We start from the raw sequence: 14,982 nt of genomic DNA, 5'->3' as shown, positions 1-14,982 counted from the left end.
ATTTACCAATGAAACTGCCGCAGTTCTGCAAAACGCCCAATCTAAAAATTACGCTAGTGAGCGCTATGTTGGCGACCATTGGCGCAACTGTCGCTATCGTCTATCTGCCTTGGGCCATGATTTCCAAGCGGAATATCGATATGATTATTGCCCAGGTCAATCAGGAAATTTCCTTGGCCACCTCACAAGAAGTCGAGCGCCTGTTTGCCAGCGCTCAGTCGGCTCAGCAGCTGATTCAAAGTAGCTTTACTCAAGACTTCATTGACCTATCGAATCAGCAGGCTCAGGAGGCGTTTTTTCTCAGCGCGCTAGAGGCAAATCCTAACTTTACCTGGATTCAGTTGGGCTACGCGAATGGCGATTTTATTGGAGTCCAGAGAACAGCTCAAGGACGGCTTGACTTTCACAGCCGAGACTGGAATGCTCAGACGAAAACAACCCTGAGTACGGTTCGCTCCTACCGAGTGGGAGACAAGCAGATCCGGCTGGTAGATCAACAGACTCAAGCGATGAATCCCGCTTTTTATGCCCCTCAACGGCCTTGGTATCAGAACGCAGTTCAGGCCAAAGGGCAAACTGCCTGGACAGTATATGTCTATCGTTCGACTAATTCACCTGGGATGGATACAACAATCACCCTGAAAAAACAAGAGAAAACAGTCGGCGTAATCGGAATTGGTATTGAACTGACGCAGCTCTCTGACTACATGCGTAAATTGCAAAGCAAGCAGCCCGGAGAAGCATTTATTCTCAACGGCAAAGCTGAACTGATCGCCTCTTCAGACACGCAGGAAGTCCGAGTCTCTGAACCAACCTACTCCAGTCAGCTTCAGCTCAAACAGCTCAGCGCCGCCCAAAATCCGCTGCTGCAATATGCCGATCAAACGCTTCAGACTCAGCAAGTTAGCCTTGGCAAGCTAGAATCCCAGCGGCGATTTGTCTATACCAATCCTCAGACAAGCGCCAGATACTTCATCTCTTTTTCCCCGGTTGGACATCTCGACTGGGTTGTAGGGACGGTGATTCCAGAAGCCAACTATCTGGGCGAAATCAACCGCAACAAGCAAATTTTGCTGATTGTGATCGGCCCGTTCATTCTGCTAACGGCGGGGCTGTCGATCTTGGCGGTGGATCGAGTGATTGCTCGCCCCATTCTTAAAGTTGCCCATGCTGCTGCAGATATGGAGACTGAGAATTTTGAGCAGGAGAGTCTGTTTTCGGTTGCTCAGCGCACTGACGAACTCGGACAGCTAGCCCGCGTCTTTCAGACCATGGCTCGGCAAATTTACATGCGTGAACAGACGTTGAAACAGCAGGTTCAAGAGCTGCGAATTGAAATTAATGAAACCAAACGGCAAAAGCAGGTCAAGGAAATTGTTGAGTCTGATTTCTTTCAGGATTTGGCGAGCAGAGCGCAAACTCTACGCAGCCGCAATGCCAAGTCAAATCAGACTGACTAGCTCTGGACATACTGGCTCTTCACTCAACACAGTGAAAATACTGAACTCTGCACTGAAACGTCTATTGTAGTTTGAAATTAGCGTGAATTCGCTCAACTGAAACGATATTAACTAGATCTACTATTTTGAGAGTAGGCAGGAGATTAGAGGAAGAATATGCCTGTAGTTAATGTATTTCTAGGAATTAATAATAACGGCGCCGTCGCAAAACCGAGCGAAGCTCAGGTTTCAGCCGTTCAAAAAGCAATCAACGACAACCTTCTCGATACTCTATCCACCAATTTTCCAACTCAGCTCGGCTTTGCCAATCCTGAACAGGCACAAATTGCCGCTCAAGAAGTCAGAGCTGCTTTTCCAGGTTATATCTGGATTGACGTGCATCCACAAGAGTATTCGACCTCCGTCTATGCAAAAAACACTACCAACAGCGTCAATGCTCAGGTACAGGTGCAGATTGTCGAGCTAGCGCTAAATGAATCAATCCAGGATAAGCTGGTAACTGCGGCAGTAGATGGCGTTAAAACCATCATGGGTCAATCCACCGGGCTGCCAGTCAATATTGCTGCGGGCAACTATACGGGCAACATTGACATTACCGTGCCTCAGTCGAATCAAGGCGGCGTGATCAGCGCTGATAGTCGAGATAATACGATTGGTTTCCACAAAGTGCTATGGGACAGGATTTTGACCAAAACTGATTCTTTGGGACTCAACCTGGAACTCGTTGATACTCTTAACAACATTGATGGACTGCGAGGCGGTAAGGGTAACGATACGCTGCTGGGTCTGGGCGGCGATGATCTGCTGATGGCTGGCGCTGGCAACGATAAGCTCTACGGCGGCAATGGCAACGACCAGGTTTTTGGCGAAGATGGCAACGATAAGCTTTACGGCGTGGGTCAAAGAAACCTCGGCGCAGGCAGCATCGATTCCTTGACGGGTGGTGCCGGCAAAGACAGGTTCATGCTGGGGAACAGCAAGAAAGCCTTCTATGCCAGAGGCGGAGATCTCGACTACGCGGTGATTCGCGACTTCACAATTGGGGAAGACAAGATCCGACTCGAAGGCAAGCGGCAAGACTACCGACTGGCTGAAGTTGAGGTGGCAGGTATCGGCAGCGAAGAGGATATCAGCGGCACCGGCATCTTTACCAAGTCTGGCGATCTAGTCGGAGTTGTAGAGAACGCCTCGCGCGCCCTGTCTCTGAGCAAGAACAGTCAGTTTTCGTTTGTTTAAGTATCTAATTCGTTCAGCTTGAGTATTTAACTAATTCTCTCAATTTAACAGGAGGCTCTCAATGAGTAGACGCATGAATTACTACCAAGATCTGATTGCAGACTATTCAAAGCCCGGTCTGGTTTCTGAAGCCATGCGGCAAAAGCTGATCTCAGAGGCAGAGCGCTTCGTGGCCATGAAGCAAGATATCCTGCCGCAGATTGGCGCAGACTATACTGCCGAGCAAATCGAGCGGGAAAACAAAGAGTGGTGGCCGACTCACTGCGAAGCGCTACGCCAGTCAAGAGGCGATATTCTGACCGGAGAGTATCGCAGCGAGCTGGTTTATTTCTGCCAGGATGGGCCTTACTACGGCGTAGAGGAGCAGAAAACCCGCGAGCAGCACTGGTGGGCGCTAATCGCTCAACCCGGCGTGACGATGTGCTGGCCAATTGTCATGTTCCACGGCGAGTTTGTGCATTTTGAGTGGAAGTGCGAAGACGACATCACGAATGAAACTATCGCCAAAGGCATGGTCTGCTGGGTGCGACGGGGACATCAGGGCGGCTGTCACTTCAAGAGCGAGCAGCTGACCTTCTATCGCGATGTATTCGCGCCGCAAAATCTGGTCGATCTGGTAACGCTCTAAGATATTTTTCTCTATAGGCACAAGGATTGAATATGACAGGACTGAATATGGCAGAAGTAAAAGGCAAAATTGGTATCTTGATCGAAGAACATTTTGACCTCACTGAGTATCGACTGTTCAACAAGTATTTCCCTGAGCAGGGCTACGCAGTTGAATATATTTCTCACCTCTGGGGCAACGCCAGCCTCAAGTTTGGCTCCAACCCCGATCACGGCTACGTCGAAGAAGAGGTCGAAGTCACGGTCGAAGTGAATCAGGTCAACCCGGCTGACTATGCGGGCATTATCGTGATTGGCGGCTATGCCAGCGATCGACTTCGCTATCAGGCCACGGTAAAGCCCAAGCAAAAAAATCAGGCTCCGGCGGTAGTCTTTCTGCGTCAGGCAATGGCGCTACCAGCCGTCAAAAAAGGCGCGATTTGTCACAGTCTCTGGCTGTTCTGTGCCGATAGCGACCTGCTCCGCAACCGGAAAGTTACCTGTGCCCATAACGTGATTTGCGATGTCGAAAATGCTGGCGCAGAGATCGTCTACGAAGGCGAAGGCACGGCAGCGCTAGTCGTGGATGGCGATTTGATTACCGGCAAGCATCCCGGCGTTACCGAGCAGTTTATGGCGGCGTTTGTTGCCGAACTTGAAATCCAGCAGCGTCAGCTCGAAATGGCTCGCTAAATTGCTGCGCGACCTTCCCACACTATTTGCCTAGAGGAGGCGACAAGATATGGAACATATGAGTTTCTCGTTCTCAGATACGATTGCTGGGTACGTGACCCGCTTCGATCGGCAAGAGAAATGCTTCGGGCTCAAAACCAGCGATGGCCGTCAGTATCAGGTTTACCTGACGGATACCACCTTTGGCCGCATTGCCCAAAACCTGGAAGAGCCCTACACAGACTGCACCGGACGTTTGGCTGAGCTGCTGGTGCCCGGTCAATATCTGTTCAGCTACGGCGTATTTTATCCCCACGGCAGCGAGTTCAAATTTGACGCCAAGGCGCTGGTGTTTCCGGGTGAGTCGCCGGAGCAATATCGGCATGAGGAGCCAGATTGGTGGGTGAAACAGGCGCGCTCCATCGCCGACTCCTACTTGAAATGGCAGTTTGACTACCCGAATCAGACGATTGACTATGCCAACTACCGCACCCAGCTAAATCTGGCTGGCGCGAAAAAAGAAGAAGACTATCTGCAGGAAACAGATACGATTTCTCGCTTAGTTTACGGCATGGCTTCGGCTTTTCTGATGACGGGCGAAGATCGCTTTCTAGAAGCCGCCGAGAAGGGCACCGAGTATCTGCGCGATCACATGCGCTTCTACGATCCAGATGAAGATCTGATCTACTGGTATCACGGCGTTAAGGTGACGGGCAACCGCGAGCAGAAGCTATTCACCTCTGAGTTTAGCGATGACTACGATGCGATTCCGGCCTACGAGCAGATTTACGCTTTGGCTGGCCCCATCCAGACCTACCGGATTACTGGCGATCCGCGCATTCTCAAAGATGCCGAAATGACGGTAGCGCTGTTTGACCGCTTCTTCATCGACAAAGAGCAGGGCGGCTATTTCTCGCATATCGATCCGCTGACGCTTGATCCGCGCGCCGAGTCTCTGAAGTGGAATCGCGCCCGCAAAAACTGGAACTCGGTTGGCGATCACGCTCCGGCCTATTTGATTAACCTCTGGCTGGCAACTGGCGATCCAAAGTATGCCGACTTCCTGGAAGATACCTTTGACACAATCGCCAAATACTTCCCCGACTACGACCACAGCCCCTTCGTGCAGGAGAAATTCCACGAAGACTGGAGCCATGACAGCAGCTGGGGCTGGCAGCAAGATCGGGCAGTGGTTGGGCATAACCTCAAAATTGCCTGGAACCTAATGCGGATGCAGTCGCTGAGACCCAAGCCTGAATATTTGGAGCTGGCCGAAAAGATCGCGGACTTGATGCCAGAGGTAGGGAGCGACCAGCAGCGCGGCGGTTGGTATGACGTGGTGGAGCGCGTGACGCAGCCCGGAGAGCAGCAGCATCGCTTTGTCTGGCATGACCGCAAGGCTTGGTGGCAGCAAGAGCAGGCGATTCTGGCTTACCTGATTCTCAACGGCACCTTGAACCAGGCTGACTATCTGCGTCACGCCCGCGAAGCTGCTGCCTTCTACAATGCCTTTTTCCTCGACCATGACGACGGGGCGGTATATTTCAACGTGCTGGCTAACGGGATGCCGTTTTTGCTGGGCACAGAGCGCTTCAAGGGATCGCATTCGATGAGCGCCTACCACTCGACTGAGCTATGCTATCTCAGCGCCGTCTATACCAATCTGCTGATCACCCAGCAGCCGATGGATCTCTACTTCAAGCCCTATCCCCAGAGTTTCCCAGATAATATTCTGCGTGTCTCACCTGATATTTTGCCACCTGGCAGCGTCCGGATCTCTGAGTGTTCCATCGACGGCCAGCCCTACGATCAGTTTGACGCTGAAGCGCTAACCGTGACGCTGCCGAATAGCCCAGAGCGGGTCAAGGTGAAAGTGCAACTTATGCCCACCGGGAGGAAGTAGATGCAGCTCAAAAAACAAGCAGTTGTCACGACTAGCGCCGAGAGCACCGCTGTCACCGTCATGCTGATCGAACTGATTGGCGATATTGACGGCAGTACCGCTCCGCTGGTGCAGGCGGATATCCTGGCGGCATCGGCACCCAACATCAAGATGATTTTAGACATGACGCAGGTGGCTTACCTGTCGAGTGCGGGGCTGCGGATGCTGCTGTCGGTCTATCGGCAGATCTCAACGCAGTCTGGACAGGTCGTGCTGGTGGGTCTGCTAGAAGAGATTCAGGACACCATGAGCATCACCGGCTTCCTGGAGTTTTTCACCGTTGCCGATACATTAGAGGCTGCCTTCAGCCTGCTGCAGCTCAAGGCTCCGGCCTTATCGGAGCATTAGGAGGCAAGATGGAACGCATTGATATTCATCCGACTCACAGCTCCGGCAGCTATCGGCTGCGCTGCGGGCGGCCCCTGCCGTTTGGCGCAACGCTGATTGCAGGCGGCGTCAACTTCTCGATCTATTCCAGCCATGCCACGAGCTGTACGCTGGTGCTGTTCAAACGCCATCAGCCAGAGCCCGTCGCTGAAATTCTGTTTCCAGAGGAGTTTCGGATTGGCAATGTCTGGAGCATGATCGTCTTTGATCTTGACTACGAAAATCTGGAATATGGCTACCGCATGGATGGGCCGGTCGATTTTCAGCAGGGGCATTGGTTCAATCCCCAGAAAATTCTGATGGATCCCTATGCCAAAATTATCGGCGGACGGGATGTCTGGGGCGTAGAACCGGACTGGAGCGATGCCTACCAGCATCGAGCAAGACTCGCCTTCGATGATTTTGACTGGGGCAACGATCGTCCGCTAGAGATTCCGCCCGAAGATCAAATCATCTACGAGATGCATCTGCGGGGCTTTACCCAGCACCCTTCATCGGGCGTCAAGGAAACCCATCGGGGCACATTTGCCGCAGTTCGTGACAAGATCCCGTATCTCAAAGCGCTGGGCGTGAACGCGATTGAGCTGATGCCAATTTTTGAATTCGACGAATTCGAGAACTCGCGCCGCCATCCTGAAACCAACGAGCTGCTGCTGAACTACTGGGGCTACAGCACGGTTGGTTTCTTCGCCCCCAAAGCGGGCTATGCGGCGACTGGCAAATATGGCATGCAGGTGGATGAGCTGAAAACGCTGGTCAAGGATCTGCATAAGAACGGCATCGAAGTGATTCTGGATGTGGTGTTTAACCATACTGCCGAGGGCAACGAGAACGGGCCATACATCTCGTTTCGAGGCATCGACAATAAGACTTACTACATGCTGACGCCAGAGGGCTACTACTTCAACTTCAGTGGCTGCGGCAACACGCTCAACTGCAATAATCCAATTGTGCGGAATATTGTGCTGGACTGCCTGCGCTACTGGGTGAGTGAATACCATATTGATGGGTTTCGGTTCGATCTGGCCTCGATTTTGGGACGCGATCCTTGGGGTGCGCCATTGGCCAATCCGCCGCTGCTGGAAACGCTAGCTTTTGACCCGATTCTGGCCAAGTGCAAGCTGATTGCTGAGGCTTGGGATGCAGGCGGGCTCTATCAGGTGGGCTCTTTTCCAGCCTACGGACGCTGGGCTGAGTGGAACGGCAAGTATCGCGACGATATTCGTCAGTTTCTCAAGGGAGATGCTGGAAAAGTGGGAGCCATGGCGCAATCTCTGCAGGGCTCTCCTGACCTCTACGCTCCTGCCGGACGCGGCCCCGCTACCTCAATTAATTTCATCACGGCACATGATGGCTTCACGCTGGCAGATTTAGTTTCCTATAACGGCAAGCATAACGAAGCCAACGGTGAATATAACAACGACGGCAGCAACGACAACGAAAGCTGGAACTGCGGAGCCGAAGGCTGGACGGAAGACCCCAGCATCAACGCTCTGAGGCAGCGCCAGATCCGCAACGCCATCGCCATGCTGATGGTGAGTCAGGGTGTGCCCATGCTGCTAATGGGCGACGAGTTCGGGCGCAGCCAGCATGGCAACAACAACACTTACTGCCACGATAGCGAACTCAACTGGCTGGACTGGGATCTGCTCAAAACCAACCAGGACTTGTTCAACTTTGTCAGCCACTGTCTGCATTTCCGTCAGGCGCATCCTGTGCTGCGCAACCGCTACCATTTCCAAAACCGTGACTATATGGGCAGTGGCTATGCTGACATTAGCTGGCATGGCACTCAAGCTTGGCAGGCGGACTGGTCAGAAGCGAGCCGCAGTCTGGCGTTTTTGCTTTGCGGCAAACATGCCAAGCAGGGGAGCGTCACAGATAGCTCCATCTATGTGGCGATGAACATGCACTGGGAGACGCAGTGGTTTGAAGTCCCGGCACTGCCTGCTGGCTTGAACTGGCATGTTTCGGTCAATACAGGTGCGCCATTTGATCACTTTGCGATCGGGGCTGAGCCGGCGTTGGAACATCAGCATGGCCTGCTCATGCGCGATCATTCGGTAGCGATTCTGGTCAGCAAATAGCTGTGCAACGTCGCTTTAAATTTAAACGATTCATTACCTCACAGGAGAATTCTATGTCATTTAGCGCAACAACTGAAATCAACGGCAAGGCAGTCATCATCAGCATTGCGGGCGAGCTAGATGCAGCCTCGGCTCCGGTATTCCGCCAGGAGATTGAGCAAGCAGCAGCAGCAAATCCTGAGCATTTGGTGTTGGAGATGAGCGAGCTAGACTATATGGCCAGTGCCGGACTGCGAGTGCTGATCTTTGCTAAGCAGAAGATGGGCGTAAATGTAGATGTCTACGTTGTGGCAGCCCAGGAAATGGTGCTGGAGACGCTAGAAAAAACGGGCTTTGATCAGAGCGTGATCATTGCCGATCGCTATGATGCTACCGTAACTGCTTGATATCGAAACTGCTGACTGAGCAGATCGGGTATGGATGATTGGCCAATCCGATCTGCTCTTTGATTCAGGTAAGTGAGGGCAACCATGCAACCTTTAACCGTGCCAGGCAAATTAGACTCGCTCAAACCAATTGCAGAGTTTGTCGCCGCTGCGGCTGCTCAGATTGGCCTAGATAAAAAAGCCGCATATAGGCTGCGGCTGGCAGTCGATGAGATTGCCACGAATATTATTCTGCATGGCTACGAGGAGTCGGACTGCGAGGGAGATATCTGGATCTCTGCCGCCACGGATGGGCCACAGCTCGAAATTATTTTAGAAGACGATGCGACGCTCTATGATCCGCAGCAGGCTCAGTCTGTCGAAACTGCAGAGCTGCAGCGTCCGCTGGCCGAGCGCCAGATTGGCGGACTGGGCGTTTATCTGGCGATCCAGGGCGTGGATCAGTTTCGCTATGAGCGAGTAGGCAATCGCAATCGCAATATTTTCAAAGTGACGCGAGCTAATATGGGAGACTGAACATGACTGGAGTAATTGCCAACCCCGCCGCTGAACTGCGCCGCTCAAATAACTTGATGCGCGAGCTGTTAGTTTTTGGGGCAAGCTTACCGGCGGGGGAAGATTTATCCCATCTGGTCGAGAAAATCCTGCTCACGGCCAAGTCGCTCTGCTGTGCCGATGCTGGGGTTCTATACTTGCATCCTAGCCTATATGAGCCGAGCACAGAGCCAGCCAGCAGCCTGGACTGTCTGCTTGACTGTGTGGGAGTCCAGATTGATTCGCTACAGCTTAATTTGAACCGGCTACAGTCCCCTAGCTGTCTCTCTACAGCCCTGCAGCTTACCAACCAGTCTTGGGTCGCCAAGGCTGCTTTAGCCAGGGCTGTCACCGCAGTCGATTTGACGGCATCTTCTCAGGGGAGCGACGATCAGCAGTTTGATCAAGACTACGGCTATCGCTCGATGTTTGGATTGGCGGTGCCGTTTCAGGACAGCAACGGCGAGATGCTGGGCGTTTTGCAGCTGCTCAACTCGCGCCATCCAGAAACCCAGGAGATCTTGCCGTTTGATGCTGTCCTCTGCGAGATCATGCAGTGGTTTGCCGCACAGGTCAGCAGTGCCCTCGAAGATCAGCGCCTGCGCAAAAATCAGGCGAGCTGGGTTAAAGCAGAGCAGGAAATTCAGGTTGGGCGCAAAATTCAGCTCGATTTTTTACCCGAAGCGCTCCCCCAGGTCAAAAGCTGGGAGATTGCCGCTCGCTTCTATCCAGCGCGTGAGGTGGCTGGCGATTTCTATGATGCGTTTCCGATGGGGCATGGGCGCATCGGCATTGTCATTGCAGATGTTTGCGATAAGGGCGTTGGCGCGGCTCTATTTATGTCGCTGTTTCGCAGCTTTCTACGGGTTCTGGCGCAGCAGAACTATGCGTTAAACCTGCTGGATTCTCTGATTAACAATTCGCCAAAAGCCAAGCAGGATAAGCAGTCACGTCTGCCCAGCATCGGCACTCAGGCGCTCAAAAATGCGATGGAGCGCACCAATAACTATATTGTCGAAACGCATTGCCGCACCAATATGTTTGCCACCATCTTCTTTGGCGTACTCGATCCCGCAACTGGCAAGCTGATCTATATCAACGGCGGCCATGAGTCCCCGTTTATTTGCAACGCGAACGGCATTAAGCAGCGCCTGCATCGAACTGGCCCGGCGGTCGGCGTTTTCTCGAATGCCAAATTTGAGATTGAGCTGACGCAGCTTGAGCCAGGCGATATTCTGCTGGGCTATACGGACGGCGTGCCCGATGCTCGCAGCCCTAACCATGAACGCTACGGTGAGCCACGCCTCTGTCAGCTGGTTGAATCGGCCTCAATGGACTCAGCCGCAGGCTTACTCGATCGAATTGATGACGCAGTACATCGCCATATTGCCGGAATTGATCCGTTTGATGACATCACGCTGATTGCGTTACGACGCGATAGCTAGATTCAAACAGCTAAAGGAAAGCTATCGCCGCAGTATTTGTCTTGTAGACTACATTATTAATGTTTCTGGGTATACAGTAGCGATATAAATATCCAAAAAGTTCCAAAAAAGCGGCTGTTTGTAAGCTCGATAGCATTCTTTTAACGAGCGCAGGTTTTATGGTGTTGACAAGATCTATTGAGCTATTTATTGAGCCGACCTATGCTAGCACCCACGCATCGAACCAAGATTGTGGCGACGATTGGGCCTGCCAGTCGTTCCCCAGAAGTTCTCAAGAAGCTGGTTGAAGCCGGCATGAGCGTGGCTCGTCTCAACTTTTCGCACGGTAGCTACGACGACCATGCTGAAACTGTGGCCATGCTGCGGGCAGTCGAAACAGAGCTAGATACGCCGATCACCATTTTCCAGGACTTGCAGGGGCCAAAGATTCGGGTGGGGGAGATGCCGGAGGGTGGCTTGCCGCTAGTCGAAGGCGAATTGCTCCAGCTCCTGCCGGTGGCCGAATATAGTGGCGCACCCCAAACGGCAGGCATTGACTACCCGTTTTTGGCCGAAGAAGCTGAGCCGGGAACGCAGATTTTGCTGGATGATGGGCTGCTGGAGCTGACGGTTAAAGCCATTGAAGGGAACGCCGTGCAGTGCATTGTGGTCAAAGGTGGCCTGCTTAAAAGCCATAAAGGAGTCAACCTGCCTAGCCTGGTGCTGCAGCTCCCCTCCATGACCGAGAAAGACATTCAGGATTTGGAATTTGGCCTCTCGCAGGGCGTGGATTGGGTGTCGCTGAGCTTTGTGCGCCGCGCTGAAGATCTGCAGCAGCTCAAGGCATTTCTGGCTGAGCGCGGCCATGCTGATATGCCGGTGCTGGCCAAAATTGAGAAGCCCCAGGCCATCCAAAACCTAGAGGGCATTCTAGCCGAGGTGAATGGCATCATGGTCGCCAGAGGTGACTTAGGCGTGGAGATTCCGCCAGAGCAGGTGCCCATGCTGCAAAAGCAGATCATTCGCCGCTGCAACGAGCTGTGCATTCCGGTGATTACCGCCACCCAAATGCTGGAGAGCATGATCCAAAACCCGCGCCCCACCCGCGCTGAAGCCAGCGATGTCGCCAACGCCATCGTGGACGGCACCGACGCGATCATGCTCTCCGGCGAGTCGGCAGTCGGGGCTTATCCAGTCGAGGCGGTGGCGATGATGTCGCGGATTGCCCATGAAGTTGAGAGGGATCTGATCTATATCAACAATCCGGCTGCCAAGAGCGATGTGCCCCACGCCCTCAGCGAAGCGATCAACGCCATCAGTGAGGTACTAGAGCTGAAGGCGATTGTCGCCTTTACCAGCACCGGCCATTCGGCAGTTTTGGCCGCCTCCGAGCGCCCCAAAGCCGCCGTGATTGCCATTACGCCGAACGAGCGCGTCTATCACCAGCTCAACCTGGTCTGGGGGATTAAGCCGCTGATGATTGAGCAGGAGTCTGATACGTTTGAGGAAGTGCTGAACCAGGTAGAACGCTGCCTGAAGGAGCGTCAGCTAGTCACAACTGGCGATCAGGTGCTGATCATGGGCGGCATTCCGATGCGGCAAGCCGGCGGCACCAACTTCCTAAAGCTGCATACTTTCTAAGGGATCAAGCTTTCTAGAGAATCAAACTAGACCCATTCAGGCAAGCGAAAATGGCTCAACTCATCTTGATTCGGCATGGCCAGAGCACCTGGAACTCGGCCAACAAATTTACCGGCTGGGTAGATGTGCCGCTGAACCATCAGGGGCTGGCTGAGGCAGCAGTTGCGGCCCAGAAGCTGAAGCATTACTCGATTGACATTTGCTTCACCAGCCTGCTGATTCGCTCCATCCAGACCGGGCTAATCTGCCTGGTTGAGTCAGATGCTGTGATCAACCAGGGCAAAAGTCCGGTGATGCACCACGATGCTGACGACCCCGACTGGCACGGCTGGGATCACCATGCGGGCCATCCTGACGAGGAAATTCCGGTGTTTCCGGCGCAGGCGCTGGACGAGCGCTTCTATGGCGACTTGCAAGGACTCAACAAAGCTGAAACTGCCGCTCAGTATGGCGACGAGCAGGTGCATCTCTGGCGACGCTCCTATGCGGTGCGGCCTCCGGGTGGCGAAAGTCTGGCCGATACGGTGGCGCGAGCCGTGCCGTTTTTCAAGTCGCGGATTTTGACTCATCTGCTGGCGGGCGAGACGGTGCTGGTGGCGGCTCACGGCAACTCGCTGCGCGCTATTATTATGCATCTGGAAAATATCAGCGAGGCCGAAATCCCGCTGCTGGAGCTGAAAACTGGCGTGCCGATTGTCTATGAGCTAGACGATGAGGGCAAGCTGCTGAGCAAGCAAATTTTGGGAGAGGAAGCAGCGCGTTAAATTGGCCTGGGAAGCTTAGCAATTCTGCTACATTTAGGCGCTAAACTGACGGGGAGCCAGTTACTCGTTGCGCGTTCAGACGCATTCAACAGCTGCGGGAACTTGGCCTGCCGGTTTTCAGTCTCTGGTTTTCAGTCTCTACTGCCTTTAAGATCCCCCTTAAATGAACGTTTTACTCATCTACCCGCTGTTTCCCAAGAGCTTCTGGTCGTTTGAAAAAACGCTGGAGCTGCTCAACCGCAAGGCAATGCTGCCGCCGCTGGGACTGGTGACCGTCGCCGCGATTCTGCCCCAAACCTGGAGCTTCAAGCTAGTCGATCGCAACATTCGCGAGATTGGCGAAGCCGAGTGGGACTGGGCCGATCTGGTGATTCTTTCGGCCATGATCGTGCAGAAGACCGATTTGCTAGAGCAGGTGCAGCAGGCCAAGCGGCGCGGCAAGCGAGTCGCCGTGGGTGGCCCCTACCCCACCGCTCTACCCCACGAGGCCGCAGCAGCCGGGGCCGACTATTTAATTCTAGACGAGGGCGAAATCACGCTGCCGCTGTTTGTCGAGGCCGTTGAGCAGGGTCAAGCGAGCGGTACGTTTCGCGCTGATGGCAACCGGCCTGATGTGACCACAACGCCCATTCCGCGCTTTGACCTGCTGGAATTTGACGCCTATGCCGAGATGTCGGTACAGTTTTCGCGGGGCTGTCCGTTTCAGTGCGAGTTCTGCGACATTATTGTGCTCTATGGCCGCAAGCCGCGCACCAAGACTCCAGAGCAACTCTTGGCGGAGCTCGATCGGCTCTGCGAGCTGGGCTGGCATCGCAGCATCTTTATGGTGGACGACAACTTCATTGGCAACAAGCGCAACGTCAAGCTGTTTTTGCAGCAGCTCAAGCCCTGGATGCAGCAGCATGGCTATCCGTTCTCGTTTGCCACCGAAGCCTCGGTCGATCTGGCTCAAGATCAAGAGCTGATGGATCTGATGGTGCAGTGCAACTTCGGAGCCGTGTTTTTGGGCATCGAAACGCCAGACGAAGAGAGCCTGACGCTGACCCAGAAGCACCAGAATACGCGCGACTCGCTCAGCGATGCGGTGCTGGCGATTACCCGATCTGGCCTAAGGGTGATGGCCGGATTTATCATTGGCTTTGATGGCGAACAGACCGGAGCCGGGGCCAGAATTGTCAAGTTTGTGGAGCAAACAGCCATTCCGACGGCCCTGTTTAGTATGCTGCAAGCGCTGCCTGACACTGCCTTGTGGCATCGGCTGGAAAAAGAAGGCCGTCTGCGCAGCAAATCAGCAGCCATCAACCAGACCAACCTGATGAACTTTGTGCCGACGCGCCCGCTCGCAGAAATCGCCCAGGAATATATCGAGGCATTCTGGCAGCTCTATGATCCGGTGCGGTTTTTGGATCGCGCCTATCGCCACTACCGGATTTTGGGCGAGGCTACCTATCCCAAAAAAGGCAAAAAATCGGCGAAAAAGCTGGACTGGGTGACGCTAAGAGCGCTGCTGATCATCTGTTGGCGGCAGGGATTGCTGCGCCAGACGCGCTGGCAGTTTTGGCGCAATTTGCTGAGCATGATCCGGCATAATCCAGGCGGCGTTAGCAGCTATCTGGCGGTCTGCGCCCAGATTGAGCATTTCTTAGAGTACCGTCAGATTGTCCGCACCGAGATCGAGGCCCAGGTTGCCGAATTTTTGGCAGCTGAGGTGGAAGAGCCCGTGAAAGTCGTTGCCTAGAAGATGAGATGGCGTCGAGGGATATGAATAAATGAGAGATAGCCGTAGATACAAAAAAGAGTAGGCCATTGACCTACTCTGAGTGAGTCTTGAGATATCAGAGAT

Annotated in this window: 14 protein-coding genes; all 14 read left to right on the top strand. The window is 53.6% G+C overall.

Annotated elements, in window-relative coordinates; translation table 11 throughout:
- Nucleotides 1-8 precede the first annotated feature (8 nt).
- Nucleotides 9-1,460, top strand: a complete 1,452-nt coding sequence (locus VB797_RS23735; protein WP_323240208.1) for a HAMP domain-containing protein — start codon at nt 9-11, stop codon at nt 1,458-1,460.
- A gap of 156 nt (nt 1,461-1,616) precedes the next feature.
- Nucleotides 1,617-2,696: a hypothetical protein gene (locus VB797_RS23730; protein WP_323240207.1), complete on the top strand. Its 1,080-nt coding sequence runs from the start codon at nt 1,617-1,619 to the stop codon at nt 2,694-2,696.
- A gap of 73 nt (nt 2,697-2,769) precedes the next feature.
- Nucleotides 2,770-3,324 carry a hypothetical protein gene (locus VB797_RS23725; RefSeq protein ID WP_323240206.1) on the top strand — a complete coding sequence of 185 codons (555 nt, stop codon included), beginning with the start codon at nt 2,770-2,772 and terminating at the stop codon, nt 3,322-3,324.
- Nucleotides 3,325-3,371: 47 nt separating this feature from the next.
- Nucleotides 3,372-3,995, top strand: a complete 624-nt coding sequence (locus VB797_RS23720; RefSeq protein WP_323240205.1) for a DJ-1/PfpI family protein — start codon at nt 3,372-3,374, stop codon at nt 3,993-3,995.
- 49 nt (nt 3,996-4,044) lie between these two features.
- Entirely contained in the window at nt 4,045-5,877 is a 1,833-nt protein-coding gene (locus VB797_RS23715) for an AGE family epimerase/isomerase (protein ID WP_323240204.1), read from the top strand.
- On the top strand, nt 5,878-6,264 hold the full coding sequence (locus tag VB797_RS23710; protein ID WP_323240203.1) for an anti-sigma factor antagonist: 387 nt from the start codon (nt 5,878-5,880) through the stop codon (nt 6,262-6,264).
- Between the two features lie 8 nt (nt 6,265-6,272).
- A complete protein-coding gene (gene glgX, locus VB797_RS23705; RefSeq protein WP_323240202.1) occupies nt 6,273-8,390 on the top strand; it encodes a glycogen debranching protein GlgX in 2,118 nt (705 codons plus the stop codon).
- A 53-nt stretch (nt 8,391-8,443) separates the two neighbouring features.
- Nucleotides 8,444-8,776, top strand: coding sequence for an anti-sigma factor antagonist (locus tag VB797_RS23700; protein WP_323240201.1), 333 nt, complete (start codon nt 8,444-8,446; stop codon nt 8,774-8,776).
- Between the two features lie 84 nt (nt 8,777-8,860).
- Nucleotides 8,861-9,292 carry an ATP-binding protein gene (locus VB797_RS23695; protein ID WP_323240200.1) on the top strand — a complete coding sequence of 144 codons (432 nt, stop codon included), beginning with the start codon at nt 8,861-8,863 and terminating at the stop codon, nt 9,290-9,292.
- 2 nt (nt 9,293-9,294) lie between these two features.
- Nucleotides 9,295-10,755, top strand: a complete 1,461-nt coding sequence (locus tag VB797_RS23690; protein WP_323240199.1) for a PP2C family protein-serine/threonine phosphatase — start codon at nt 9,295-9,297, stop codon at nt 10,753-10,755.
- Nucleotides 10,756-10,913: 158 nt separating this feature from the next.
- Entirely contained in the window at nt 10,914-11,042 is a 129-nt protein-coding gene (locus VB797_RS23685; protein WP_323240237.1) for a hypothetical protein, read from the top strand.
- The gene (gene pyk, locus VB797_RS23680) at nt 10,987-12,375 is read left to right on the top strand and encodes a pyruvate kinase (protein WP_323240198.1); all 1,389 of its coding nucleotides are present in this window, start codon (nt 10,987-10,989) and stop codon (nt 12,373-12,375) included. The genes VB797_RS23685 and pyk overlap by 56 nt, the downstream gene beginning before the upstream one ends.
- 50 nt (nt 12,376-12,425) lie before the next feature.
- Entirely contained in the window at nt 12,426-13,139 is a 714-nt protein-coding gene (locus VB797_RS23675) for a 2,3-bisphosphoglycerate-dependent phosphoglycerate mutase (RefSeq protein ID WP_323240197.1), read from the top strand.
- Between the two features lie 163 nt (nt 13,140-13,302).
- Complete coding sequence (locus VB797_RS23670; RefSeq protein ID WP_323240196.1) at nt 13,303-14,877, top strand: B12-binding domain-containing radical SAM protein; 1,575 nt, start codon at nt 13,303-13,305, stop codon at nt 14,875-14,877.
- Nucleotides 14,878-14,982: the final 105 nt, after the last annotated feature.

The sequence above is a fragment of the Rivularia sp. UHCC 0363 genome (assembly GCF_034931125.1).
In the GTDB taxonomy this organism is placed as follows: Bacteria; Cyanobacteriota; Cyanobacteriia; order Cyanobacteriales; family Nostocaceae; genus Rivularia.
Note: the sequence above shows the minus strand (reverse complement) of the source record. Positions and strands in the feature narration are given on the sequence as shown.

Bases quoted from the DNA above. Each gene is read 5' to 3' on its own strand.
- VB797_RS23735 (WP_323240208.1), top strand. From the start codon at position 9: ATGAAACTGCCGCAGTTCTGCAAAACGCCCAATCTAAAAATTACGCTA.
- VB797_RS23730 (WP_323240207.1), top strand. From the start codon at position 1,617: ATGCCTGTAGTTAATGTATTTCTAGGAATTAATAATAACGGCGCCGTC.
- VB797_RS23725 (WP_323240206.1), top strand. From the start codon at position 2,770: ATGAATTACTACCAAGATCTGATTGCAGACTATTCAAAGCCCGGTCTG.
- VB797_RS23720 (WP_323240205.1), top strand. From the start codon at position 3,372: ATGGCAGAAGTAAAAGGCAAAATTGGTATCTTGATCGAAGAACATTTT.
- VB797_RS23715 (WP_323240204.1), top strand. From the start codon at position 4,045: ATGGAACATATGAGTTTCTCGTTCTCAGATACGATTGCTGGGTACGTG.
- VB797_RS23710 (WP_323240203.1), top strand. From the start codon at position 5,878: ATGCAGCTCAAAAAACAAGCAGTTGTCACGACTAGCGCCGAGAGCACC.
- glgX (WP_323240202.1), top strand. From the start codon at position 6,273: ATGGAACGCATTGATATTCATCCGACTCACAGCTCCGGCAGCTATCGG.
- VB797_RS23700 (WP_323240201.1), top strand. From the start codon at position 8,444: ATGTCATTTAGCGCAACAACTGAAATCAACGGCAAGGCAGTCATCATC.
- VB797_RS23695 (WP_323240200.1), top strand. From the start codon at position 8,861: ATGCAACCTTTAACCGTGCCAGGCAAATTAGACTCGCTCAAACCAATT.
- VB797_RS23690 (WP_323240199.1), top strand. From the start codon at position 9,295: ATGACTGGAGTAATTGCCAACCCCGCCGCTGAACTGCGCCGCTCAAAT.
- VB797_RS23685 (WP_323240237.1), top strand. From the start codon at position 10,914: ATGGTGTTGACAAGATCTATTGAGCTATTTATTGAGCCGACCTATGCT.
- VB797_RS23675 (WP_323240197.1), top strand. From the start codon at position 12,426: ATGGCTCAACTCATCTTGATTCGGCATGGCCAGAGCACCTGGAACTCG.
- VB797_RS23670 (WP_323240196.1), top strand. From the start codon at position 13,303: ATGAACGTTTTACTCATCTACCCGCTGTTTCCCAAGAGCTTCTGGTCG.